Raw genomic sequence first — 23,414 nt, forward strand, 5'->3', positions numbered from 1 at the left:
TCTCCCGGTCATCTCCTGGTCAGATCCCGCCCAGGAGGCGTCAGCCGGCCCCCGCCCCCGACCTGCGCCAGATGTCCGCCGTCTCCTCGGCGGCGCCGGGCGCCACGAGCAGCAACGGCTGGTTGGGGGAGGGAAGTTCGGGCAGTGCCACCGCTCCCGCCTCCCGCGCGATCAGCAGCGCGGGGAGTCCGTCGACGGCGTGGAAGGAGCCGATCGCCGCCGCCGTCGCCCGGCCCGCCGCCACCTGCGCGAGGGAGAGCGCCGTCGAACCCATCACGCGCACCGTGCAGTGCCGGTCGGCGAGTTCGGCCAGGAGGGCGTCCATGCCGGGCCAATGCGCGTGCGCGGCCCACTCGGTGAGGAAGACATGGCCGGTGAGGGTGGTGTGGGCGGCCGCGTGCACCCGGGTGCCGTTCAGATACGCCCCGCGGCCCCGGACCGCGGTGAACGTCTCGCCGCGCCACGGGTCCGCCACCACGCCGAGCAACGGGGTGCCGTCGGGGGCGGCCAGGCCCAGGGAGTAGGAGCACCAGCCCAGTGAGTGGGCGTAGTTGGTGGTGCCGTCGACCGGGTCGACCACCCAGTGCGGGGCGCCGGCGGAGCCCTGGGTCGTGCCGTACTCCTCGCCGACGATCCCGTGGTCGGGGAAGGCCCGCCCGAGCACCTCGCGGGTGTGCGTCTCCACCGCCTCGTCGGTGGCGGTCACGATGTCCGCGGGCCCGTCCTTCTCCCGCACCTCGGCACCCGGGTCGCGCGGGCGCCGGATCGCCTCCGACGCCCAGGCCGCGAGTTCCGTCGCGACCTCCAGTGCCCGGTCGAGATCCACGTCAGCCATGCCGGCCACCCTACGGGCCCGGGGCCCGGCGGCAGGCAACCTCCCGGTGAACCCCGGACGGACCCTGTCCCACGGCCGGAACCGAGCCGCTCACGCCGTCCCCTCGCCGCTCACCGACGGCTGCAACGGCAGTGCCGTGCTCACCTCGAAGCCGCCCTCCGGACGCGGTCCCGCGCTCAGTTCGCCGCCGACGGAGTGGGCCCGTTCGCGCATGCCCATGACGCCGAAGCCCTTCACCGGCTCGGGGGCCACCGGGGCGGGCGGACCCTCGTCGGTGACCGTGATGAGGAGGCGGGGGCCGTCGTAGACGAAACGGACGTGGGCGGTCTGGGTGGCCGCGTGCTTGGTGACGTTGGTGAGCGCCTCCTGCACGATCCGGAACGCGGTCAGGTCCACGCCCGGGGACAGGGGCTGCGGCTCGCCCTCCGTGGTGACGGTGACGGTGATCCCCGCCAAGGCGCACGAGGAGACCAGTTCGGGCAGCCGGGCGAGGCCGGGGGCCGGTTCCAGCGGGGCGCCCTCGTCGTCGGTCTGCCGCAGCAGGCCCAGGGTGGCCTTCAGCTCGCGCAGTGCGGAGGACGTGGTGCCGGTGAGGTCGTGCAGGATCCGCTGGGTCTGCTGCGGGTTGGCGAGCGCGAGGTGTTCGGCGGTGCCGGCCTGGGCGTTGGCGAGGGCCAGGTGGTGGGCCACGACGTCGTGCAACTCCCGGGCGATCCGCATGCGTTCCTCGGTGACCCGGAGCCGCGCCTCCTCCTCGCGGGTGCGCTCGGCGTGGTCGGCGCGGGCCTGGGTGGCCGCGAGGTAGGCCCGCCGCAGCCGGGTCATGGTGCCGGCGGCCAGGGGGAGCAGCAGCCAGAAGACCGGGCCGATGGTCCTGAGGAGCAGCGACACGTGGTCCATGGAGTCGGAGAGGGCCGCCGCGAGCGTCAGCACCACCATGGTCGACAGGCCGTAGGCGCGGATGGTCTCGCGCTCGGTGAGGGTGGCCAGCCAGTACAGCGAGGCCATGACGGGACCGAGCAGCAGGGGGGTGAGGAGGTACCCCTGCGCGATCACGATCGTGGCGCAGAGCGCGTTGACGACGACGGTGAGGCGTGGGTGGGTGCGGTGCTTGAGCAGGGCGAGGCAGGACACGCCCATGAGGACCACGGCGATCCTGTCGTCGTCCGGCGGCGCGGCGCCCGGGAGGGTGAGCGAGGCTCCGAGGGCCGCGGAACCCATCAGTGCCAGGACCAGGGCCAGGTCGACGAGGAAGGGATGGCGGTCCGAGAACTCCTCCAGGCGGTCCGTGTAGCGCCGCTCCAGGCTGGTGGTCATCATGCTCTCCGGTGGGTGGGCCTGGGCCCCATGGTGATCGAAGGGGGCCGCCCGTGCCGTACGACACGGGCGGTCCCGGTGGGGGGTGGGTCAGACCCGGGCGGCCTCCTGGTCGGCGAGGGCGGGCTCGGGGGTGTCGGCCGCCCTGGTGAGCGCCTCACCCTCGACGTCGACCCGCGGCAGGATCCGGTCCAGCCACTTCGGCAGCCACCAGGCCCGGTCGCCGAGCAGGGCGAGCACGGCCGGCACGAGGGCCATGCGGACCACGAAGGCGTCGAGCAGGACGGCGGTCGCGAGGCCGAACCCGATCATCTTGATCATGGAGTCGCTCTCGCCGATGAACCCGGCGAAGACCGCGATCATGATCAGGGCTGCGGCCACGACGACCCGGGCGCTGTGCCGGAATCCGGAGGTGACGGCCTGGTGGGCGGTCTCGCCGTGGACGTACGCCTCGCGCATCCGGGAGACCAGGAAGACCTCGTAGTCCATGGCGAGGCCGAAGACGATGCCCACCAGGAAGATCGGCATCAGGCTCATGATCGGGCCGGTGGTCTCCACGCCCAGCAGTCCGGCGCCGTGCCCCTCCTGGAAGACCACGACGACCGCGCCGAGGGCGGCCAGCACGGAGAGCAGGAAGCCGAGGGCGGCCTTCAGCGGGACGAGCAGGGAGCGGAAGACCACCAGCAGCAGCACGATCGCGAGGCCCACCACGACGATCAGGTACGGCACCAGCGCGGACTGCACCTTCTCGGAGATGTCGATGTTCAGGGCGGTGGTGCCGGTGACCTCGAAGGTGGCGCCGGTGGCGGACTCGACGCCGGGGCGCTCGCCGCGGATCGTGGTGACCAGGTCCTTGGTCTTCTCGTCGGTCGGCGCGGTGGACGGGACGACCGAGAAGACGGCGGTGTCGCCGGCCTCGTTGAAGCGGGCCGGGGACACGGACACCACCCCCTCGGTCGCGGCGATGTCCTTCGAGATCGTCGCCGCGGCGGCCTTGGCGTCGTCGTCGCCCCTGGCGTCCACCACGACGGTCAGCGGGCCGTTGAAGCCGGGCCCGAAGCCCTCGGCGAGCGCGTCGTAGGCCCGGCGTTCGGTGGTGGAGGCCGGCTTGGCCTCGTCGCCGGGCATGCCCAGCTGGAGGGAGGTCATCGGCAGGGCGAGGGCGCCGAGGCCGACCACACCGAGCAGCAGCACGGGCAGCGGGCGGCGCAGCACGAACCGGGCCCAGCGGGTGCCGCCGTTGTCCTCGGTCTCCGCTTCGACCCGGCCGCCCTTGCGGGCCCCGCGCTTGAGGACCGCGTTCGGCCAGAAGCCGAGGAACGCCGGGACCAGGGTCAGCGCGATGAGTACGGCGACGACGACCGCGCCCGCCGCGGCCAGGCCCATCTTGGTGAGCATCGGGATGCCGACCACGGAGAGTCCGGCGAGGGCGATGACGACGGTCAGGCCCGCGAAGACGACCGCGGAGCCGGCCGTGCCGACGGCGAGGGATGTCGCCTCCTGGGGTGCCCGGCCCTTGGCGCGTTCCTCCCGGTAGCGGGAGACGACGAACAGGGCGTAGTCGATGCCGACCGCGAGGCCCAGCATCATCGCCAGGGTGCCGGTCGTGGTGGACAGGCCGAGGGCGTCGGCGAGGGCGAGGATCGAGGCCATGCTGACGCCGACACCGATGAGCGCGGTCAGCAGCGGGAGTCCGGCGGCGGCCAGGGAGCCGAAGGTGACGAGGAGGACGACCGCGGCGATCGCGACACCGATCACCTCGGCCGCGCCGCCCGCGCCGGCCCCGTCGTTCATGGCGGTGCCGCCCGCGTCGACGGCCAGCCCGGTGTCCCGGGCCTGGTCGAGGGCCTTGTCCAGCTGGTGCCTGCTGACGTCGGTGAGGTCGTCGGCGGCGACCTTGTAGGTGACGGTCGCGTACGCCGTCGTGCCGTCCTTGCTCACCGCCTTCGCCTGGAACGGGTTCACGGCGGAGGCGACCTGCGAGCCGTCGGCCAGATCGGCGACGGCGGCCTCGACGGCCTTCCTGTTGTCGGCCGCGGTGACCTTCTCACCGTTCGGCGCGACGAAGACGACCCGGGCGGTCGCGCCGTCGGCCGTGGCCCCGGGAAAGCGCTGTTCCATGAGGTCGAACGCCTTCTGGGACTCGATGCCCGGCATCGAGAACCCCTCGTCGGCCGCGCCGGGCGCCTTCAGGGCTCCCAGCCCGACGGCGGCCAGGACGGCCGCCCAGACCAGGGCGACGTACCAGCGTCGCCGGAAGGCCAGGCGGCCCACGCGGTAAAGGAAAGTAGCCACGGCGGGGGATCTCCACATCTGATGCCGAACGGTCCCTCCAGGGTGTCGGGACGAGGGCCGTGAAGTCGTCGTGCGCCTGCCGACAATCCCCCGTACTCAGAACGCAGTACGCGGCCCCTCACGGGTAGGCCCCCGGGACGACGGCCGGGACCTGGGAACCGGCACGCGTGTTTTTCTGTGTTCTCTCTGTGAAACGACCGTTTCTTTGAGGCTTGACCAGCCCAAGGGGGAACAACAGCAGTGAAGTTGAGACGACTGAGACTCGCCGGAGCCGCCGTGAGCGCGCTCGCCGTGGCCTGGACCGCGTCCCCGGTGTCGGCGGCCGCGCAGGACACACCGACCGTACCGAGCCCGACCGTGCCGACCCTGACCTGGTCGGACTGTCAGGACGGCTTCCAGTGCGCGAACGCCCAGGTGCCCCTGGACTACCGGGATCCGCAGGGCAGGACCCTCACCCTGCCCGTCATACGCAAGCCGGCGGCCGACCCTGCCCACCGCAAGGGCACGCTGTTCCTGCAGCCCGGCGGCCCCGGCAACTCCGGTGTGGACTTCGTACGCGGCAACTACGCCGACCTGCCGGCCGAACTTCGCGACGACTTCGACGTGTTCGGCTACGACGTGCGGGGCGTCGGCCGCAGCTCGCAGGTCGTGTGCTGGGACGACCCGACCTACACCCGGGCCGTCACCGCCGCCAAGGGCGTCCCCGGCCCCGACGCCTACGAGCCCGCGCTCCAGCAGGCCGCCGACTTCGACCAGGCCTGCCAGAACAACGCGGGCGACCTGCTGCCGTACATCGGCACCCAGTACGTGGCCCGGGACATCGACCTCCTGCGCCAGGCCCTCGGCGAGAAGCAACTGACCTACTACGGCCGGTCGTTCGGCTCCTACATCGGTACGGTCTACGCCTCGATGTTCCCCAAGCGGGTCCGCGCGCTCGCGCTGGACGGGGCCTACGACCCGGAGCACTACACCAGCCGGCCCTACGCCTACGACCGCCCGCAGTACCTCGCCCTGGACGGGGCGATGAGCCGCTTCCTGGACTGGTGCAAGGCCGACCAGGCGACCTGCGGCTTCGGCGACGGCGACCCGCGGGGGGCGTTCGAGAAGCTGAAGGCCGACCTGGACGCCCACCCGGTGCCGACGGCCAACGGGGGCCAGGCGAACGGCTACACCCTGGTCTACCGGCTCATGTTCAACATCAACGAGGGCAAGGTCATCTGGCCGTCCTTCGGCGAGGCCCTGCGCAAGGCGCAGCTGCGCGACAACACCTCGTTCCTGCTGCGGCCGCCGTCCCCGGCCAGCTTCGACTTCCTCAACCCGAACGTCGCTGTCGAGTGCGTCGACAAGAAGTACCCGACCGACCGGGCCCTGCTGAAGCGCCAGGTCACGACCAACGCCAGGCTGGCCCCGCTGCTCGGCCCGGCCATGGCCTACGGCCCGCCGACCTACGACCACCAGCACGCCACGGCCTGCGTGCAGTGGAAGGGCGAGCACACCAGCCGCTACGACGGCAACTTCCACGCGAAGGGCTCCGCGCCGATCCTCGTCATCGGCAACACCGGTGACCCGGACACCCCGTACCAGGACGCGGTGGCGCTCTCCCGCGAGCTCGACAACGGCCGGCTGCTCACGTTCAAGGCGGAGGGGCACACCGCCTTCGGTCGCAGCGCGTGCGCGTCGGACGCGATCACGGACTACCTGGTCGACCTGAAGGTCCCGGCCCGCGGCGCGAGTTGCGCGGACGAGGCCCAGCCGCCGTCGTCCACTCCGACGGTGGCCCCGCCCGGCACGACGCTCTCGGAACTCCGCAACGGAGTGAACGAGCGGGTCGACCGCATCGGCTCGCTGCGGTAGCGGCGGTAAAGGCATGAGGGCCCAGGTCTCCGGCGGAGTCCTGGGCCCTCACGTGTCACGACGAGCGGGTTCAGAAGAGCGCGATCCTCGGCTGGACGGTGCCCTGGGCGTCGGGGTCGACCACCGTGATCCGGTAGACCTGGGTCAGGGTCTGGCCAGCGTGGAGTGTGCGCTGAGCGGTCGTCAGGTCGGTGAAGAGCGTGCCGGTCTGGCTCGCGGTCCGCACCGGACGCCAGCAGCCGTGCGCGGTGCGCTGCTCGACCACGACGTCCGACGGCGTGAGGAAGGGACCCGCGTCCGGTGACTCCACCAGGAGCTGCGGGGCGACGGTCCGGTCCGCCGCGGTGTCGTTGCGGTAGGTGACGGTGACCTGGTGCTGCTCGCCGTCGGCCACGAGGGCACTGGTGGGCAGGTCCACGAAGTCGACCGGTACGGCGGGCTGTTGGGCCCGGACGGCCGCTGCCGTGGTCGTGGGTGCGGCGGCCGCCGGGCCGGCCGCCGCCAGCCCGGCGAGGGTCATGGCCGCGGCGACGAAAGCCACCTTGAGACGAGTGCTGTTCATCAACACGTTCGCTGTTCCTTGTCGTGCGTGGGGGATGTCGTTCAAGGGGACCGCAGCAAAAGGAAAACCGTTGGTCGATTCTCGTGGATATTTCGTGGATACCCCCCGGTAGATCACCCGGAGCACCCATTACGGCCATTGCGGACTGATAACTTCCGCGTCACCGGCCTGGGGGAGCGTCGAAGCCGGTACCCCCCACCCCTTTCTCCGAATGACCGGACGGAATTCCTTGCGTACTTTCCGTGAAAGCGCCGGCGGAAGACACCGCTGGCGCGTACCGAAAAGCCGGCGCGGCCGTATAGCGGCGGCCGGCGCGATGTCCGTGCTCTCGCTGGCCCTCATCGCCCCGCTGGCCTCGGCGGCCCTGACCGACCCCGCCGACCCGACGCCCGCCCCGAAGTCGGACCACATCACCGACACCTCCCAACTTCCCTCCGGCTGGCAGAAGTCCGGCGACCGGATCGTCACCTACGACGGTGACGGCACCGGACTGCACGTCCTGGTCGCCGACGCGGCCGACGCCTACAAGTGGCACACCGCGGCCACCCTGTCCGAGCCGGGCATCGACACCGACCAGTGGATCGGCCAGACCTGTGTGACCGGGTCCGGCGACCGTGCCGTCGTGGTCTACGCGCCCCGGCAGGCCGTCAACGACCAACAGGGCTTCCAGCAGGGCGCGTTCGCGGCCGTGGTCGACCTGGCGGACGGCACCGTGACCAAGCTGCCCGAGCTGGTCTCCCTCGCCTACTTCAACCCGGGCTGCGGCGACGGCGAACAGGCCGTCCTGACCCGGCCGCAGGGCGACGACACCGAACTGCTCACCGTCGACACCGCGCAGGCGAAGCTGGTGCGGCAGCAGACCGTCACCGGGCAGCTGACCTCCGCCGTGCCGTTCGGGAACAAGATCGCGGCGGCCTCCGGCGACTCGGTGGTCTCGGTGGACGCCAAGGGCACGACCAGCACCCTGGCCAGGACCGGCGGCACGCCGTTCCGGCTGGTGCCGGACGCGCACAGCGGGCTCGCCTACCAGGTCCCGGCCGGGAAGAAGGTGCAGGTCCGCCGGGTCACCTCCACGGGATCCGACCGGCTCCTCGGCTCCGGCGCACTCGGTGCCCTCGCGGTGCACGGCAACGGGGGCCGGGTCTTCGTGACCGGCACGGACGCCGGGGACGCCGTGAAGACCCTGCCGAAGAGCTGGCGCACCCTCGACGTGCCCGCCTCCGCCGAGGTCTCCACCACCGGCGGCCTCGCGCTGACCTCCGTCGGCAACGGCACCGAGGCGGCCGGCGGCAAAAAGGCGGCGGCGGACATCGCCCAGGCCGTCGGGATCGGCGCGGTGCTGCCCGGCAGCGACAGCACCGTCGACTTCACGGTGAAGCCGAGGATCTCCCGGACGTCGCAGGGCGCCGAGCAGTCCCCGGCGCTGTCCGACGGTGTGCACACGGACAGCGTCACCCCTGGCGACGACGACCCGTCGACCTCCACCACCGACCCCGACCGCGCCTGCGCGGTCACCCGCAACGACCCGAAGCTCCAGTCGCTCCAGCCCTCGACCGCGCAGGTCGAGTGGGCGACGGACCTCGCCGTGCAGGGCAAGCTCGACGTGCGCCGCCGCAGCGGCTGGAACGGCAGCGAACTCCCGTCGTACACCCCGCAGGGCCTGTTCCCGTCCACCGCGCTCAAGGGCGGCGGCCGGGTGCCCGCGCAGATCATGCTCGGGGTGCTCTCCCAGGAGTCCAACCTGCTCCAGGCCAGCTCCCGGGCGGCCGCGGGTGAGAGCAGTAACTTCATCCAGGGCGGCTACTACGGCAACGCGGGCAGCGTCCACACCGTCGACTGGGCGGCCGCCGACTGCGGTTACGGCATCGCCCAGGTGACCAGCGGCATGGCGAAGGCCGACACCACGTACACCGCCGAGCAGCAGCAGGCGATCACCGTGGACTACGCGGCCAACATCGCCGCGGGGCTCCAGATCCTCCAGGACAAGTGGAACCAGCTGTACGACAAGGGCCTGCTCGTCAACGGCGGTGACCCGCAGTACCTGGAGAACTGGTGGCTCGCGCTGTGGGCCTACAACAGCGGCTTCAACCTGCCCAGCTCGACCGACGCCACCGCTCCCTGGGGCCTGGGCTGGTTCAACAACCCGGCGAACGGCCTCTACCCGGCCGACCGGAAGATGTTCCTCTCCTCCGGCTACGACGACGCCCGCAACCCCAACCTGTGGACGTACCCGGAGCGGGTGCTCGGCTGGGCGGCCTACTCCCAGCAGACGACCGATCCGGCGACCGGGGCGACCGTCAGGGCGTTCACCGTCGGCGACTGGCCCACCGGCAACGCACCCGACGCCCAGCCGGCGCACGACACGTTCTGCAAGCCCACGGTCAACGACTGCGACATCACCAAGCCGCACAAGGTCGAGGGGTCGACCCAGCCCGAGGGCCCGTGCCAGCGCGACGACTTCAAGTGCTGGTGGAATCAGCCGGTGAGCTGGACCGACTGCACGGCCACCTGCGGCACCGAGGTGCTGAAGTACCAGGCCGGTGACCCCGAACCGAAGGTCGCGGCCCCCCACCCGGCCGCCTGCACGTCCACCCTCCCGGCGAACGCCCTGATCGTGGACGACGTGCCGAACACGGTAAAGTTCCGGGTCGGCGGCGCCAACCCCTGCGCGGGGGAACGGAACTGGACGAGCCGGGGCAGCCTGAAGTTCACCTTCGGGTCGGCCCAGCTGAACGGGGCGACCGTCTACCCGTCGAAGATCGACTTCCATCAGCTGGGTGCCGGCTTCGGCGGACACTTCTGGCTCACCCACACCCGGGTGCCGGGTTACACCGACTCGGTGGTCACCGGCACGTGGACGCCGGACCGCAGGGTGGCCGGGTCGGCGGAGGTGATGGTGCACCTGCCCGACCACGAGGCCAACACGCCGTCGGCCACGTACCGCATCGACCTCGGTGACGGCACGGTCGTGGAGAAGACGATCTCGCAGGACACGGGCGGGAAGAACGCGTGGGTGTCGCTGGGGTCCTACGAGTTCAAGGGCACCCCGAGCGTCTCACTGAGCTCGGCGACGGCGGACGGGACCGGCGACGCGTCGATCGCGTGGGACGCGGTGGCGTTCGTACCGGTGAAGGGGAAGTAGTGCCGCGACGGTTCGCATCCCGTCTGCCACGCCGCCGTGGCTGGTCGCGCAGTTCCCCGCGCCCCTAAGGACGCGTTGCAGCAACGGAGTTGTCCCTCAGCGCCCGTCGTCAGTCCATCGGACCGACGGCGGGCGTTCCCGTGTGTGCGCCCCCGGAGGCCTCGGCGCCCGGCAGGGGCGCGGGGAGGCGCGACAAGCCACGACGGACCCGCACCCGGCAGCGGCGGTCGCCATGACGGTGTTGCCCCGGCCGATCACCGGCGACCCCGGTGGACTCACCCCGCCGTGACGGCCCCCGCACGCGCCGCCTCGACGAATGCCGTGATCAGCGCCGGGTCCTTGACGCCCCGGCTGGCCTCCACGCCGCTGGAGACGTCGACGCCCCAGGGGCGGGTGACGTCCACGGCCTCGCGTACGTTCTCCGGCGTGAGGCCCCCGGCCAGGAGCCACTTCTCCCCGGCTCCGGCCACCTGCTTCCTCGACCAGTCCCAGGCGATGCCGGAGCCCGGCACCGGGGCGTCCAGGAGCAGCATGTCCTCCCCGAACTCCCCGCAGCGCGGCACGGAGTCGCCGAAGGCGGCCGCGCGGATCAGGGTCCAGCCGCCCGTCGCGAGGTCGGTGTAGTAGCCGCGGTCCTCGGGACCGTGCAGCTGGACCGCCCCGATGCCCGACTCGGCGGCCACCGAGCGGACGTACTCCAGGGGTTCGCGGCGGAACACGCCCACCGTGAGGACGCTCTCGGGGATCCTGGCGGCCAGCCGTGCCGCCGTGGCGGGGGCGATGCGGCGGGGGCTGTCGGAGAAGACGAACCCGATGGCGTCGGCGCCGGCCTCGACGGCCGTGTCGACGTCCTGCTCGGTCCTCAGGCCGCAGATCTTCACGAAGAGCGTCATGCCGCCCACCGTATCTAATTCGTATGTGTGAACAACGATCACATACACAACCGTTGACGCGGCCATGGCAAGCGCTTACCTTCCGAACGATACGTGCCCCCGTCGCCGCACACCATGGAGACGAACGATGCACCTGAGACCAGTCATCGCATCCGTCGGCCTCATCGCCGGCACGCTCGTCGCACTGTCCGGCACCACCGCCCAGGCCGCCACCACCCGCTACGAGGCGGAGACATCCCCCGCCATCTGCACCGGAGCCGTAGAGACCGAGTACGCCGGCTACTCCGGCAGCGGATTCTGCAACGGCACCAACGCCACCGGCGCCTACGCCCAGTTCACCGTGACCGCACCCGCATCGGGCACGGCGACCCTGAGCGTCCGCTTCGCCAACGGCACGACCACCGCCCGCCCCGCGGACATCATCGTGAACGGCTCGACGGCCTCCTCGGCGTCCTTCGAGTCCACCGGCGCCTGGACCGGCTGGACCACGAAGACGCTCACCGTCCCGGTGAACGCGGGCAGCAACACGATCCGGCTCAACCCGACCGGCGCGAACGGTCTGCCCAACGTCGACTACCTGGACGCCGAGACGTCCGGCACGACGACCCCGCCGCCGGCCGGCAGCGCCCTGTACGTGTCGCCGAGCGGCACCGACAGCGCGGCCGGCACGGTGACCGCGCCCACCACCCTCACCTCGGCGATCAGCCGCATCTCCGCCGGCGGCACGATCTACATGCGCGGGGGGACGTACGCCTACTCCTCGACGGTGACCATCCCGGCCGGGAACAACGGCACCTCGGCCGCCCGCACCACGCTCTCCGCCTACCCGGGCGAGACGCCGGTGCTCAACTTCTCGGCGCAGAGCGAGAGTTCCACCAACCGCGGGATCCAGCTCAACGCCAACTACTGGAAGCTCTACGGCCTGGTCGTCGAGCGCGCCGGGGACAACGGCATCTACGTCGGCGGCAGCAACAACGTCGTCGAGCGCACGGTGACCCGCTTCAACCGTGACACCGGGCTCCAGCTGGGCCGGATCGCCTCCTCCACCCCGGCCAGCCAGTGGCCCGCCAACAACCTGATCCTGAGCGCCGAGTCGCACGACAACGCCGACTCCGACGGCGAGGACGCCGACGGCTTCGCCGCGAAGCTCACCACCGGCACCGGGAACGTGTTCCGGTACGCCGTCTCGCACAACAACATCGACGACGGCTGGGACCTCTACACCAAGACCGACACCGGCGCGATCGGCCCGGTGACCATCGAGTACTCGCTGTCCTACGGCAACGGCACCCTCAGCGACGGCTCACAGGCCGGCAACGGCGATCGCAACGGCTACAAGCTCGGCGGCGACGACATCGCGGTCAACCACGTGGTGCAGCACTCCCTCGCCTACCGCAACGGCCATCACGGGTTCACGTACAACAGCAACCCCGGCTCGATGACCATCACCAGCAACGTCTCCATCGGCAACACCGAACGCAACTTCAACTTCGAGACCGGCACCTCGGTCTTCCGCGGCAACACCTCGTGCGACAGCGGCGGGAACGACCGGTACGCCGGTGACGCCGACGGCTCCAACCAGTTCTGGTCCGGCACCAACGGCTCCCGCTGCGCCACCTACACGGGCGCCCTGGGCTGGTCCTACGCCTCCAACGGCAGCCTGGTCGTCACCTTCGGCGGCAAGCAGGTCACGCTGTAGGACACGGCGGGGACCCCGGGCTCGGTGTTCCGTGCCCGGGGTCCCCTCGCCGTCACTGCTTGGGCGCGGCCTGCTGGACGACCTCGAAGGTCCACAGCGTCGAGCCGGAGGCGGCGGGCCTGGGACGGCCGCCCTGTTCGCCGCCGCCCCCGTGCGAGGCCTGCGACATCCCGGTCATCCACTTCTGGAAGTCCTCCTCGGTACGCCAGCGCGTGTACACGAGGTAGGTGTCGGTGCCCTCGACGGGACGCAGCAGCTCGAACCACTCGAAGCCGTCCGAGTTCTCCACGGTCCCCGCCCGGGAGGCGAACCGCTTCTCCAGCGTCTCGCGCTGCTCCTCGGGGACCGTGAGTACGTTGATCTTGACGATGCTCATGGCGGCCATTGTGCGCCCACGGGCATCAACGGGACGTCAGCGGGCCGCGGCCCGCGCGGGCGCCTCACCCTCCTTGTCGACGACGGCGGTCTTCATCACGGCGCTGGTACCGGCGAGGGCCTCGGTGCTGATGCCCCGGTCCGGGTCGGTGATGTAGAAGCGGGAGCCGAGCAGGGCAAAGGTCTTGCTGTCGAAGATCCACTCGTCGCGGCTCGCGAAGCCGGTGTCGTCGAGGGTGATGGCGATGCCGTGCCGGCCGGCCGCGTCCACGGCGTCCGGGATCTCCCGTACTCCGGGCAGTTTCGCGGCCGCCCGGTAGAAGGCGGCGGCGTTGGCGGGCGGCATGACGGCGCCGCCGATCAGGTCGCCGATCAGTGAGAAGACCGCCTGGTCCGGCGACTCGCCCTCGACCGGCCTGGCCTCCTTGTAGAGCCGGGCGAGCAGGGCGTCGGGGTCGGTGGGCAGCGAGGCCAGCCACCGGTAGGTGGGGTGGAGGACGCCCACCGGGACAGGATCCGTGCTCTCGATCGGCCCCAGTCGACCGGGCATGATCGCGTCCTTGCCGCTGGACCGGAGCCATCCGGTGACCCGCAGGGGCCGGGGGTCCTGGGAGGTCCAGCGCTCCTCGGTGTGCAGGGCGCCGAGCCGCACCGGGCCGGAGAAGCTGCCCGTGTTCGAGCGCTCCAGTGTCCTGACGTACACGAACTGGTCGTCCCGCACCCGGATCGTGTCGCTCGCCATGGCGGCCGTGGCGATCCGGTTCAGGGTGACGGAGGCGCCGGCGGCGGTCGCCGACGGGGTGGATCCGGTCGCCGGGGCCCGCCCGTCCACGGAGAGGGTCACGAGCAGCGCGCCGGCCAGGGCCGAGGAGGCCAGCGGCACCAGTACGGCGGGCCGCAGGAACCGGCTTCGCCGAGGCGTGGCCGCTGTGTCGTGATCGATCTGCTGCATCAGTACGTCCTTGAAGTGCTGGTGACGCTCCGGCGGGAGGTCCCATTCCGCCGGGGTCGACAGCAGTTCCTCGGCCTCGCTCATCGGGTCTCCTCCCGCAGGAACAGGGCCGCGAGCGCGGCCTCACTCTCCATCTCTCCGTGGGCCGGGGGCGGTTCCCCCTCCGAGCTCAGCCGGGCGAGCCGGGCGCGGGCCCGCGACAGCCGGGACCGCACGGTGCCGACGGGCACGCCCAGGGCCTCGGCGGCCTGCCGGTAGTCGAGACCGGCCGACACGCACAGCGCGAACACCTCACGGTCCTGCCGCCCCAGCCCGCTCAGGGCGCGATGCACGACCGCGAGCCGCCGTGCGTCGTCGATCCGGCCGGCGGTCTCCTCGGCGAAGTCCTCGACCGGGCGCGGCTGCGGACTGCGCGCCAGGAAGGCGAGCCTGCGCCGCAGACCCCGGTTGGCGTTGTACGCCTTGTGCGTGGCGATGCCCAGCAGCCAGGGCCTGAGCGAGCCGCCCTCCAGCTCCACGGTCTGTCTCGTCCGCCAGGCGGCGAGGAACGTCTCGGACATCGCCTCCTCGGCCTCCGCCCAGTTCCCGGTCAGCCGCAGGGCGTGGTTGTAGACCGCCCGCGCGTACCGGTCGTACAACTCCCCGAAGGCCGCCCGGTCCCCGGCCCGTATCCGCGCCCGCTCCGGTTCCGCCACTTCTGTTTCCCTCACACCCGTAACGCTCCGCACCCCGGCCCCGGGTTCCTGTGTCCTGCGCCACACGCCGCGGCGCACCAAGACGGCTCATCGCGTCCCACCCGGCGGAGCGCTTACGCTGCGCGCCATGGAACAGCGCGAGGTCATGCAGAACGTCGTCGGCATCCTCACCGAGGCACTGGAGATGCGGCGCCAGGTCCGCGAGCACCCCGACCAGCAGGTCGCACTGACCGGAGCCATCTCCGCGCTGCTCGTGGAGACCCTCCCACGGATCCACCTGCCCGCGGACGCGAGCGGCCACGCGGCGGCGGACGCCGTCGTCGAGGAGCTGGGCCCCGCCATCGCGAGCATCGCCAACTGCTTCGCGTTCGCCTTCGTCCAGCTGGCCGAGGTCCACGACGAGGGCCGCACCGACACCTCCGCCGCGGACGTCCTGCGCCGCATCTCGCTCCAGTTCGCGAACGGCGCCGGGAAGTAGACCACGATCCCGTCGAGATTCCTGAGCCGGAACGACATCCGATCCGCCGCGAACGACGAATACGCCCCGGGGACGCACCGGAACGGGCCCCCGGGGCGACGAGGGAGGCGCCGGGAGCCCGTTCGTGTGCGGTGGGTGCGGGGGTGCGGGTCACCGTCGGGGCAGGCCCAGCCGGCCCCGGGTCGCGACCAGCAGGACCAGGGCCGCCGCCGTGGTGCTGAGGACGAGCGCGTGGGCGGCGTCGCCGTCGGACAGCGAGGGGAACATGTCCGACCAGGCGAGGGAGACGAAGTTGTTGACGCCGGTGTGCAGCAGCATGACCAGCGGCATGCTCTCGCCCGACGTGTTGAACACCCAGGTCATCACGCAGCTGAAGGTGATCGTCATCGCGATGAACTCCACCGGCACGGTCCACGCCACGTGCGGCCCGCCGCCCCACTGGGTCAGGAACAGCGGCAGGTGCCAGCAGCCCCACAGCGCGCCGACGACGAGGGTCGCGGTCAGGGGGCCGTACCGGCGCTGCATCCGCGGCATCGCGAACTCCCGCCAGCCGGGCTCCTCCGCGAGACCGGTGGTGATCATCTGGATGAGCAGTCCGGGGAGGTAGGCGGCGAGGATCATCGCGGACGGCAGCGCGGGTCCGCGGCCGGCCAGCGCGACCGAGGCGAGGGTCAGCGCGGCCGGCACGGCGAGCAGGACGACCAGGTACCAGCGCCGACCCACCCTGAACTTCGTCATCCTGGCCCACCAGGTCCGCAGGCCCGCACGTCCCTCCGTGATGCCGGTGACCAGCAGGGCCGAGGCGATCGGGCCGAGGTAGGCGCCGGGCAGGACGCCGGTGAGCTGGCTGCCCGCGCGGCCACCGGGGAAGACGAAGTGCCAGACGCCGAGGCCGTTCCCGGAGAGGACGTATGGCGTCCAGGCGGCCCAGCTCAGCGCGAAGGCCAGCGTGAAGAACCAGGTCAGGGGGTTGCGCCGGATACTTCCGCGCAGTCCCCCGGTCTCGTGCGCAACCGGTCGGGTGTCGATACTGACGGGGGCTTGGACGCTCACCGCGGGGTCCCTTCGGAGGGCTGATGTGATGCGTCCAGCACACCAGCGCCCGGTCCGCGGATCATTGCCGCAGAGGCCCCGAACTCCCTTGCAGCAGGCTGTACTACGACCGTCGCCGGGCGTCCTCCAGATAGCGCAGTACGGCCGCCACGCGCCGGTCGACCTGGTCCGTGGGCGCCAGGTCGAGCTTGGCGAAGATGCTCCGGATGTGCTTGTGCACGGCCCCGTCGGTCACGAACAGCCTCTCCGCGACGGCACTGTTGCCGAGCCCCTCGGCCATCAGGGCGAGTACGTCCTTCTCGCGCGGGCTGAGCCGCTCCAGCCGCACGTCCTGGTGGGACCGGGTGAACAGCTGGGCGACGACCTCGGGGTCGATGGCGGTGCCGCCGGACGCCACCCGGTGCAGCGCGTCCAGGAACTCCTCGACCCGGCCGACCCGTTCCTTGAGCAGATAGCCCAGCCCGCCGACCCCGCCGGTCAGCAGCTCGGTCGCGAAGCTCTGCTCGACGTAGGCGGACAGCACGAGCACGGCGAGGTCGGGCCTGCGCCGCCGGGCCTCGACGGCCGCGCGGACCCCCTCGTCGGTGTGCGTCGGCGGCATCCGCACGTCGAGGATGGCCACGTCGGGCTTGTGCAGGTCGATGGCGTCGAGCGCCCCCTCGGCGGTGTCGGCCGTACCGACCACGTCCAGCCCCTCGGCCCGCAGCAGCAGCGCGAGCCCCTCCCGCAGCAGGGCGTCGTCCTCGGCGATCACGATCCGCATGACAGGTCCGTCTCCAGAGTCATAGTGCCGCCCGGCGGGTCCGCCGGACGAAGAGCACGGTCACAGCCGGCCGCGCCGGGGCCCGTACAGCCCCTCACCCGACACATGGCGTCACCCAAGCCGTAGCACCGCCGGGCCCAGGCCGCCGCAGACCACCGCCCCACACCCCGCACGGCAGATCCACCTCCACGACCGTCGAACGACCCGGTGAGCCCCGTCGTCCGGCCACGTCCGTCCCTAGGCACGGCCGCGCCACGTCCCGCAACACCGACATATGGTCCACCGCCGAAGCCGCCACCGAAGTCCACGCACCGCCGGGCGCGGGGTGCCGCCGCAGACCACCGCCCCCCGCCACCCCGCACGCCGAAGCCGGTCCCCGTCACAGACCGCACGGCAGATCCACCTCCACGACCGTCGGGCCGCCCGGGGGACTCGTCAGGCTGAGGGTGCCGTCGTGGGCGGCGACCCGGTGGCGGATGCCGGTGAGGCCGGAGCCGGCGTTCTCGTCGGCGCCGCCCAGGCCGTCGTCGGTGACCCGCAGCAGGAGCCGTGCGCCGGGGGCGCGGACGGTGATCGTGGCCCGGGACGCCCCGCTGTGCTTGGCGATGTTGGTCAGCGTCTCGGCCGCGACGAAGTACGCGGTCGCCTCGACGGAGGCCGCGCAGCGCCCCGGCGCCTCGACATCGACCGTGCACGGCACCGCGCTCTCGGCCGCGAGTCCGGTCAGCGCCCCCGCGAGACCCCGGTCGGCGAGGACCGGCGGCAGGATGCTGCGGGAGACGGTCCGCAGCTCCGCGAGGGCCTGTTCGGCCGCGGACTGGGCGCGCTCCAGGAGTTCGTCGGCGCCGGCCGGGTCGCGGGCGACCATCCGGCGGGCGGCCCCGAGCAGCACGGTCACCGTGACGATCCGGTTCTGGGTGCCGTCGTGCAACGAGCGCTCGATGCGCCGCAGTTCGGTGGCATGGGCGTCCAGCGCGGCCGCCCGGGTCGCGGTCAGCTCGGCGACGCGCAGGGAGAGGTCGGCGTCGGGACCGGCCGACAGGAGCCGGCGCCCCGGGCTCGCCTGGAGCCGTGCCATGCCGGGCGTGAGCCCCAGGACGATGGCGATCCAGCCCACGCCGAGCAGGCACACCGCGAGGGCGTCCGGCCAGGAGTGCGCGACGCCGATCCCGATGGACGTGGCGGTCGCGTCCTTCGGGGCGAGCCGCCAGTACAGCGGGAACGCGGTGTCCCGCAGGGCCAGCACCGGCAGGACGAAGCCCACCAGGCCCAGCGGCAGGCCCACGGCCAGATGCCGGACCAGCCACAGCAGTTCACGCCGGGTCGTGGGGTCGCCGAGCGCGGCCCGCAGCCGCGTCGGCGGCGGCGCGGGGGCGATGACCTCGGGGCCCCAGCGGGCGAGCCGGACGCGTTCCATGCCGGCCAGGGCGTGCAGCACGCGCACCCCGCCGGGCGCCAGCACCAGCCACAGCAGCACGAACGGCGTGAGGACCGCCGTACCGAGGCCGGAGACCAGCTGGCCGATCGCGGCGGCTGCGGTCGTCGCGGTCCCCATGACCAGGCCTTTGACGTCGTCGGTGGCCATGCGAACTCCCTCGGGCCGGAGGACACCGACCCTAGGCGGAGGGCGGGTGCACCGACAGGCCGGGAAGCGGAAAGTACAGCCTGCTGTACCCCGGACCGGGCCTTCTTCGGGTTACTTGAGGCCGATCGCCGCACAGTCCGCCGCGTACTCCGCCGTGCAGATCTGCCGCACGGTGTACACGTCGTCCCTGATCACCGTCTGCCGGATGTTGTCCCTGGTCAGGGCGACCACCGGCACCAGCACGGACGGGATCTCCTTCTGGGTGGGGCTGTCGACCTTGTCGGTGACCAGCGCGTCGAACTGGAGGTCACGGCCCTGGATCTTGTACACCGCGATCTGCGCCGCGTTGGTCGCCTCCAGCAGGAACGACTTGTACACGGTCATGTACTGCTCACCCGACACGACCCGCTGCACCGCGGCGAGGCTCGCGTCCTGACCGGTCACCGGCGGGATCTTGGTGGCCCCCGCCTGCTTGAGCTCCTCGATGACCGCGCCCGCCATGTCGTCGTTGGCCGAGTACACGGCGGCGATGTTGTTCAGCCCGACGGAGGCGATCGCCGCCTTCATGTTGGCCTTGGCGACCGACGGCAGCCACTCCCGGGTGTCGTACTGCTTGGCGATGACGACCTTGCCGTTGAGCTCGTCCATGGCGCCCTTCTTGAAGAGCGCGGTGTTGGGGTCGGCGGGCGAGCCGTTCATCATCACGATCTTGCTGGTCTCGGCCTTGTCGCCGAGCGCCTCGACGACGGCCCGGCCCTGCACCTCACCGACGAGTTCGTTGTCGTGCGAGACGTAGGCGTCGATCGGACCCTGGGCGAGCCGGTCGTAGGCGATGACGGGGATGCCCGCGTCCTTCGCCTTCCGGACGTCCGGCCCGATCGCCTCGGCGTCGACCGCGTCCACCAGGATCACGTCCACCTTGTCGGCGACCATCTGCTGGAACTGCTGACTCTGCCGCTTCGCGCTCGCCCCGGCGTTGGCGTAACTGACCTTGCCCTTGCCGTGGGTGAGGGTCGCCACCTCCTTCTTGAAGAGGGGGTAGTCGAACCGGTCGAAGCGGCTGGTGTCCCGGTCGGGCAGCAGCAGGCCCAGCGTGATGTCGTCGCCCTTCTTGGGGCTCACGGCGGTGTTGCCGTCGCCCACTCCGCAGGAGGTGAGCAGCAGGGCCGACACGCAGACGGCCATGACAGGGGGGATGCGACGCATGGCGATCCTGTGGGTGGGGGGCTGTCACGTAGGCGCAACAGTAAGTGCCCTCAATCCCGATCAAACGCCCTGACCGTTTCCTTCAAGGGATCACCACCCGGCGTACGCAACCGGGCATCGATGTCCACAAGTTGCCCGGCGGTCAGGGCACGCACCATGAGGATCCCGGCCACGGCCGCGCCGACCACGGCGAGGTCGGCGACCAGCAGCGTGCTCACGCCGTGGTAGGCGCGGGCGATGACGTCGTCGGTGTCGCCGTCGTACAGCAGACCCACGCCGGTGACCATGCCGACCAGCCACAGCGCCCACCACACGTTCACGACGAGGGGCAGCTTCCGGTCCGGGGCGCTCTTGTGGTGGATGTCGGCGACGATGCCGCGCGGGATCCAGAGGTTGGCGATCGGCACGAACCAGGAGACGTAGACCCAGATGCCGGCGTAGCGCGGGGGCTCGCCGGACAGGGCCCGCGCGTTGTCCCGCATGCGTCCCAGCCAGCCGATGAACAGGGCCGCGCAGAGCAGGGTGAGGATGCTTCCCGCGGTGCTGACCAGGTGGTACGAGTCCTCCAGGGCGTTCAGCGGCCGGTGCCGGCCCTCGCCCTGGTCCGGCGGCCCCGCGGCGGGCTCCCCCGCCACGGCGAGCCTGATGTGCCACACGGCCCGCAGCGCCCAGGCGGCCCCGGCGAACCCGAGCCCGGCGACGGCGAGCCGGGCGGAGCCACGCACGCTGCACAACGCGGGCCGAACGGCGTTCTCACTCACGGGGTCCCCCTTCGAAAGGATCGCTTCACTCCCTCATCGTCGCGAACCCGGGGATCGGTTCACGGGAGGTCGCGGGTGGGACTGAGGGAGGTTCGGGGGATGCGGGGCCGACGGTCCCGGCGGGACGGCGCCCGGACATCTCGTCCCGCGGAAGTCCGGTCGTCGGTACGTCACTTGTGGCCCACGCGACACCTCACGCCCCGGTTACGTTTCGCTCAACCTCTGGTTGCGGGGCGGTGAGCGGGCGACGATGGGGCACATGACTCTGGCCGAGCGTGCCCTGGAGCGCCTGGAAGCGTGGTCCGACCTCAGCACGGGCCTGCCCAGCTGCGGAGCGGGCCTGGCGCTGCGCTCCGTACACAGCGAGATCGTGCACTTCCACCCGGGGCGGGACGTGGATCTGCACCTCACCGAGCCGGCCATCCGCAGGATCCACGACGACCTCCAGGAGTCGACCGCGGTCCGGCTGCTGCCGGGCTCCCGGTGGGTCACCGTCCACCTCGACTGCGAGACCGACGTCGACCTGCTGATGAGCCTGGTCAGCGTGGCGCTCAAGGCTCACCAGGCAGGTCCCCGGGCCGTCGGCCCGGCCGTGTGCAACTTCCACCGGGTCACGGTGGTCCCCAGGGACGTCTCTTTCGCGCCGATCCGGTGAAATCGGCGATAATCGGACCATGAGTACGGCGACGTTTGTCCTGGCGGCCTCGTCGAGCGAAGTACTCAACGTGATCGCCGCCTTCGCCGGTGGGTTGTTCATCGCCGGCGCGCTGGTGTGGGCCGTGCAATTCGGCATGCGGGTCCAGGACCGGGAGCTTCCACGGCCGCTCAGCGAGGAGCAGCCGCACCTCCCGGAGACCGGACCCATCCGTGAGATCCGGGAGATGCGGGAGCCGGACGAGTTGCCGGCCCCGGCGGAGGGGCAGGAACGGCTGATGCCGTACCAGCTCCATCACTCGGGAAGCAGACGAGGAGAGGACCAGCACCGCAAACGCTGGCTGCCCGGCTCCAGCGGGGGCTTCGGCAGCGGCGGCCTCGGCCACGTGTGACCGGGCCACCGGGGAGACCCGGTGCAGGGTGCCCCGCCGGCGAGCGGGGCCCCGGCCCGGCGCGCTCCCCGGCCCGGCCCCGGTGGATCAGCCCCGCATGTCCGGCCGGTACACCGCGAGCGCCCAGATGACGAAGAAGTCGATGCCGATCATGATGACCGACCACACCGGGGCGTAGGGCAGGAAGAGGAACTGGGCGAGCATGCTCAGCGAGGCGAGGAAGATGCCGGTCATCCGCGCCCAGGCGGCGCCCCTGAGGATGAACGCGCCGGTGACGACGGCGAGAGCGCCCAGGCAGAGCAGGATGACACCCCAGCCGGTGTGGTTGATCTTGTAGACGTAGTCGCCGACGCGGGCCCAGACGTCGTCGTCCGCGAGCAGGGAGATGCCCTGGAGGACGGCCAGGATGCCGTTCATCAGCATCAGCACCCCGGCGAAGACGACTCCACCGGCGGCCCACGAGGCCTCGGTCGGCGTGGGGCCGAGGCCCGGCGCCGGGGTCGACGTCGTGCCGGCGGACGACTGGGTGGCGTGCGGTTGCTGCGTCATGGCGGTGTCCCACCTTTCGTGATCGATGTGCTTCGACCATCCGGCGGGACGGGTCCGGCCACCACGGGAGTGGGCCGTCCGGGTGACCTGGGACATGCGGCCGTGGCGCGGAGGACCTTCACTGGAGGGACCCGCCCCCGGGGGGCGGGACGAGGAGGCGAGATGACCCGCTGGACGACGGCCGCACTGTTGGCTGCCCTGGCCCTCACCGGCCTGACCGCCTGCTCCGACGACGACAGCCCGTCGTCGGTGGCGAGCAAGGTCGCGTCGGCCGCCTCCCGCGCCGGGGACGCGGTGGCGTCGGCGACGGCGGAGGCGGGCAGACGGTTCGACGACATCAAGAACGGCGTCGACGCCCAGGACGACGTACGGCTCGGTACGCCCGCGACCGCCTCCGACGGCCGTACGACGGTCGCCGTCACCGCCGCCAACAGCGCGGACTCGGCGAAGGCCTTCGCCGTCCAGGTCGACTTCACCAACGGGTCGGGCAAGCTGCTGGACGCGGTGGTGGTGACGGTCCGGGACGTCCCGGCGGGCGGCTCCGGGAAGGGCACCGCCCGCAGTACGCACGCCCTGTCGGGGGACGTGCGGGCGAAGGTGTCCCGGGCGGTGCGCTACTGACCCGCGGCCGGCGTCACGCCATCCAGAAGAAGACGGCCGTCATCCGCTTCTCCTCCAGCGTGCTGCCGCAGTAACCGGTCGCGCTGTGCACCAGGTTGGCGTTGTAGAGGAGCAGCCGGTTGTACTTGTGCGGTACCCGTACGTCCTCCTCGAAGGCGTCGGGCGCGACGAACCGGGTGCCGAGGGCCTCGACGAGGTTGTTGTGCGGGGCCTGTACGACGTTGCCGCCGAGCCGTCCGCCGGGCATGGACTGCCGGTAGAAGCTGGTGCCGCAGTCCTTGGGGACGCCGGGGTTGAGATACAGCACGGCGGCGTACCGGCACAGCGCCCGGGAGTCGGTGTGCGGCCGGGGCTCGCTCTCGCCCTCCCCGACGACCTGGACGCAGTTGTGGTTGAGGGTCCCCCCGCCGGGCGCCTGCTGCACCCACAGTCTCCCGGCCCCCGTCGCCTTCCTCACCTGCCGCTCCACGCTCGCGAGTTCGGCGGCTTCGAGTCCGGGCATGGCCCGCAGCCCCGGCCAGGTCTCCGAGGTGTACGGATGTCCCCGCACCCAGTCGTCCTTCGCGAGACAGCGTTCCCGTACGGCGTCGACGTCCGGGAGCACGTCGTCGATCACCCAGTAGTCGCGGCCCTTGGTGGGCTTGCGGTACGGGAGGACGGGGAGGGGCCGCTGCGACCGCTGTGGCATGGACATGCGGTGAATCTAGGCCCAGGGCCCGTCAGGTCTCTCCCG

General features: G+C 71.7%; 22 protein-coding genes. 7 read left to right on the plus strand and 15 right to left on the minus strand.

Annotated elements, in window-relative coordinates; all coding sequences use genetic code 11:
* Window positions 1-40: 40 nt before the first annotated feature.
* From ABZT02_RS21635 to ABZT02_RS21645, 3 genes are all read right to left on the minus strand, one after another.
* On the minus strand, window positions 41-835 hold the full coding sequence (locus ABZT02_RS21635; RefSeq protein ID WP_356019587.1) for an inositol monophosphatase family protein: 795 nt from the start codon (window positions 833-835) through the stop codon (window positions 41-43).
* 90 nt (window positions 836-925) lie between these two features.
* On the minus strand, window positions 926-2,152 hold the full coding sequence (locus tag ABZT02_RS21640) for a sensor histidine kinase (RefSeq protein ID WP_356019588.1): 1,227 nt from the start codon (window positions 2,150-2,152) through the stop codon (window positions 926-928).
* Between the two features lie 90 nt (window positions 2,153-2,242).
* Window positions 2,243-4,447 (minus strand): MMPL family transporter, encoded by a 2,205-nt coding sequence (locus ABZT02_RS21645; RefSeq protein ID WP_356019589.1) that lies wholly within the window; start codon window positions 4,445-4,447, stop codon window positions 2,243-2,245.
* Between the two features lie 240 nt (window positions 4,448-4,687).
* Here ABZT02_RS21645 and ABZT02_RS21650 point away from each other — a divergent pair, with 240 nt between their 5' ends.
* A complete protein-coding gene (locus tag ABZT02_RS21650; RefSeq protein ID WP_356019590.1) occupies window positions 4,688-6,301 on the plus strand; it encodes an alpha/beta hydrolase in 1,614 nt (537 codons plus the stop codon).
* A gap of 70 nt (window positions 6,302-6,371) precedes the next feature.
* On the opposite strand, the gene ABZT02_RS21655 is transcribed toward ABZT02_RS21650, so the two are convergent.
* Window positions 6,372-6,863, minus strand: coding sequence for a signal peptide protein (locus ABZT02_RS21655; RefSeq protein WP_356019591.1), 492 nt, complete (start codon window positions 6,861-6,863; stop codon window positions 6,372-6,374).
* A 316-nt stretch (window positions 6,864-7,179) separates the two neighbouring features.
* On the opposite strand from ABZT02_RS21655, the gene ABZT02_RS21660 reads away from it, so the two are divergent.
* Window positions 7,180-10,005, plus strand: a complete 2,826-nt coding sequence (locus tag ABZT02_RS21660) for a transglycosylase SLT domain-containing protein (RefSeq protein ID WP_356019592.1) — start codon at window positions 7,180-7,182, stop codon at window positions 10,003-10,005.
* 275 nt (window positions 10,006-10,280) lie between these two features.
* Here ABZT02_RS21660 and ABZT02_RS21665 read toward each other — a convergent pair whose 3' ends face one another.
* Complete coding sequence (locus tag ABZT02_RS21665) at window positions 10,281-10,898, minus strand: phosphoribosylanthranilate isomerase (RefSeq protein WP_356019593.1); 618 nt, start codon at window positions 10,896-10,898, stop codon at window positions 10,281-10,283.
* 127 nt (window positions 10,899-11,025) lie between these two features.
* Between ABZT02_RS21665 and ABZT02_RS21670 the strand changes: the two genes are divergently transcribed.
* The gene (locus ABZT02_RS21670) at window positions 11,026-12,597 is read left to right on the plus strand and encodes a carbohydrate-binding protein (RefSeq protein ID WP_356019594.1); all 1,572 of its coding nucleotides are present in this window, start codon (window positions 11,026-11,028) and stop codon (window positions 12,595-12,597) included.
* Between the two features lie 52 nt (window positions 12,598-12,649).
* Here the strand turns inward: ABZT02_RS21670 and ABZT02_RS21675 are convergent, their stop codons facing one another.
* Genes ABZT02_RS21675 through ABZT02_RS21685 form a run of 3 tightly spaced genes read right to left on the minus strand, consistent with a single transcriptional unit; the run spans window position 12,650 to window position 14,634 of the window.
* Entirely contained in the window at window positions 12,650-12,973 is a 324-nt protein-coding gene (locus tag ABZT02_RS21675; protein ID WP_356019595.1) for an antibiotic biosynthesis monooxygenase, read from the minus strand.
* 36 nt (window positions 12,974-13,009) lie between these two features.
* Window positions 13,010-14,008, minus strand: a complete 999-nt coding sequence (locus ABZT02_RS21680) for a CU044_5270 family protein (protein ID WP_356019596.1) — start codon at window positions 14,006-14,008, stop codon at window positions 13,010-13,012.
* Window positions 14,005-14,634: an RNA polymerase sigma factor gene (locus ABZT02_RS21685; protein ID WP_356019597.1), complete on the minus strand. Its 630-nt coding sequence runs from the start codon at window positions 14,632-14,634 to the stop codon at window positions 14,005-14,007. Before ABZT02_RS21685 ends, ABZT02_RS21680 begins: the two co-directional genes overlap by 4 nt.
* Before the next feature lie 112 nt (window positions 14,635-14,746).
* Here ABZT02_RS21685 and ABZT02_RS21690 point away from each other — a divergent pair, with 112 nt between their 5' ends.
* On the plus strand, window positions 14,747-15,097 hold the full coding sequence (locus tag ABZT02_RS21690) for a hypothetical protein (RefSeq protein ID WP_356019598.1): 351 nt from the start codon (window positions 14,747-14,749) through the stop codon (window positions 15,095-15,097).
* 150 nt (window positions 15,098-15,247) lie between these two features.
* Here the strand turns inward: ABZT02_RS21690 and ABZT02_RS21695 are convergent, their stop codons facing one another.
* The 5 genes from ABZT02_RS21695 to ABZT02_RS21715 all read right to left on the minus strand — a co-directional run bounded on the left by ABZT02_RS21695 (window position 15,248) and on the right by ABZT02_RS21715 (window position 20,465).
* A complete protein-coding gene (locus ABZT02_RS21695; RefSeq protein WP_356019599.1) occupies window positions 15,248-16,150 on the minus strand; it encodes a type II CAAX endopeptidase family protein in 903 nt (300 codons plus the stop codon).
* 103 nt (window positions 16,151-16,253) lie between these two features.
* A complete protein-coding gene (locus ABZT02_RS21700; RefSeq protein ID WP_356019600.1) occupies window positions 16,254-16,913 on the minus strand; it encodes a response regulator transcription factor in 660 nt (219 codons plus the stop codon).
* A gap of 379 nt (window positions 16,914-17,292) precedes the next feature.
* Window positions 17,293-18,498 carry a sensor domain-containing protein gene (locus tag ABZT02_RS21705; RefSeq protein WP_356019601.1) on the minus strand — a complete coding sequence of 402 codons (1,206 nt, stop codon included), beginning with the start codon at window positions 18,496-18,498 and terminating at the stop codon, window positions 17,293-17,295.
* A 111-nt stretch (window positions 18,499-18,609) separates the two neighbouring features.
* Window positions 18,610-19,704, minus strand: a complete 1,095-nt coding sequence (locus ABZT02_RS21710; protein WP_356019602.1) for a substrate-binding domain-containing protein — start codon at window positions 19,702-19,704, stop codon at window positions 18,610-18,612.
* A gap of 50 nt (window positions 19,705-19,754) precedes the next feature.
* Entirely contained in the window at window positions 19,755-20,465 is a 711-nt protein-coding gene (locus tag ABZT02_RS21715; protein ID WP_356019603.1) for a DUF4328 domain-containing protein, read from the minus strand.
* A 259-nt stretch (window positions 20,466-20,724) separates the two neighbouring features.
* Here ABZT02_RS21715 and ABZT02_RS21720 point away from each other — a divergent pair, with 259 nt between their 5' ends.
* Window positions 20,725-21,120 carry a luciferase family protein gene (locus ABZT02_RS21720; RefSeq protein WP_356019604.1) on the plus strand — a complete coding sequence of 132 codons (396 nt, stop codon included), beginning with the start codon at window positions 20,725-20,727 and terminating at the stop codon, window positions 21,118-21,120.
* 19 nt (window positions 21,121-21,139) lie between these two features.
* The gene (locus tag ABZT02_RS21725) at window positions 21,140-21,511 is read left to right on the plus strand and encodes a DUF6479 family protein (RefSeq protein WP_356019605.1); all 372 of its coding nucleotides are present in this window, start codon (window positions 21,140-21,142) and stop codon (window positions 21,509-21,511) included.
* 87 nt (window positions 21,512-21,598) lie between these two features.
* Here the strand turns inward: ABZT02_RS21725 and ABZT02_RS21730 are convergent, their stop codons facing one another.
* Window positions 21,599-22,060 (minus strand): hypothetical protein, encoded by a 462-nt coding sequence (locus tag ABZT02_RS21730; protein ID WP_356019606.1) that lies wholly within the window; start codon window positions 22,058-22,060, stop codon window positions 21,599-21,601.
* 162 nt (window positions 22,061-22,222) lie between these two features.
* On the opposite strand from ABZT02_RS21730, the gene ABZT02_RS21735 reads away from it, so the two are divergent.
* Window positions 22,223-22,681 carry a hypothetical protein gene (locus tag ABZT02_RS21735; RefSeq protein WP_356019607.1) on the plus strand — a complete coding sequence of 153 codons (459 nt, stop codon included), beginning with the start codon at window positions 22,223-22,225 and terminating at the stop codon, window positions 22,679-22,681.
* A 13-nt stretch (window positions 22,682-22,694) separates the two neighbouring features.
* On the opposite strand, the gene ABZT02_RS21740 is transcribed toward ABZT02_RS21735, so the two are convergent.
* Window positions 22,695-23,375 (minus strand): DUF6445 family protein, encoded by a 681-nt coding sequence (locus ABZT02_RS21740; protein WP_356019608.1) that lies wholly within the window; start codon window positions 23,373-23,375, stop codon window positions 22,695-22,697.
* Between the last annotated feature and the right edge of the window lie 39 nt (window positions 23,376-23,414).

The organism is Streptomyces sp. NPDC005402 (genome assembly GCF_040606575.1).
Lineage (GTDB): Bacteria > Actinomycetota > Actinomycetes > Streptomycetales > Streptomycetaceae > Streptomyces.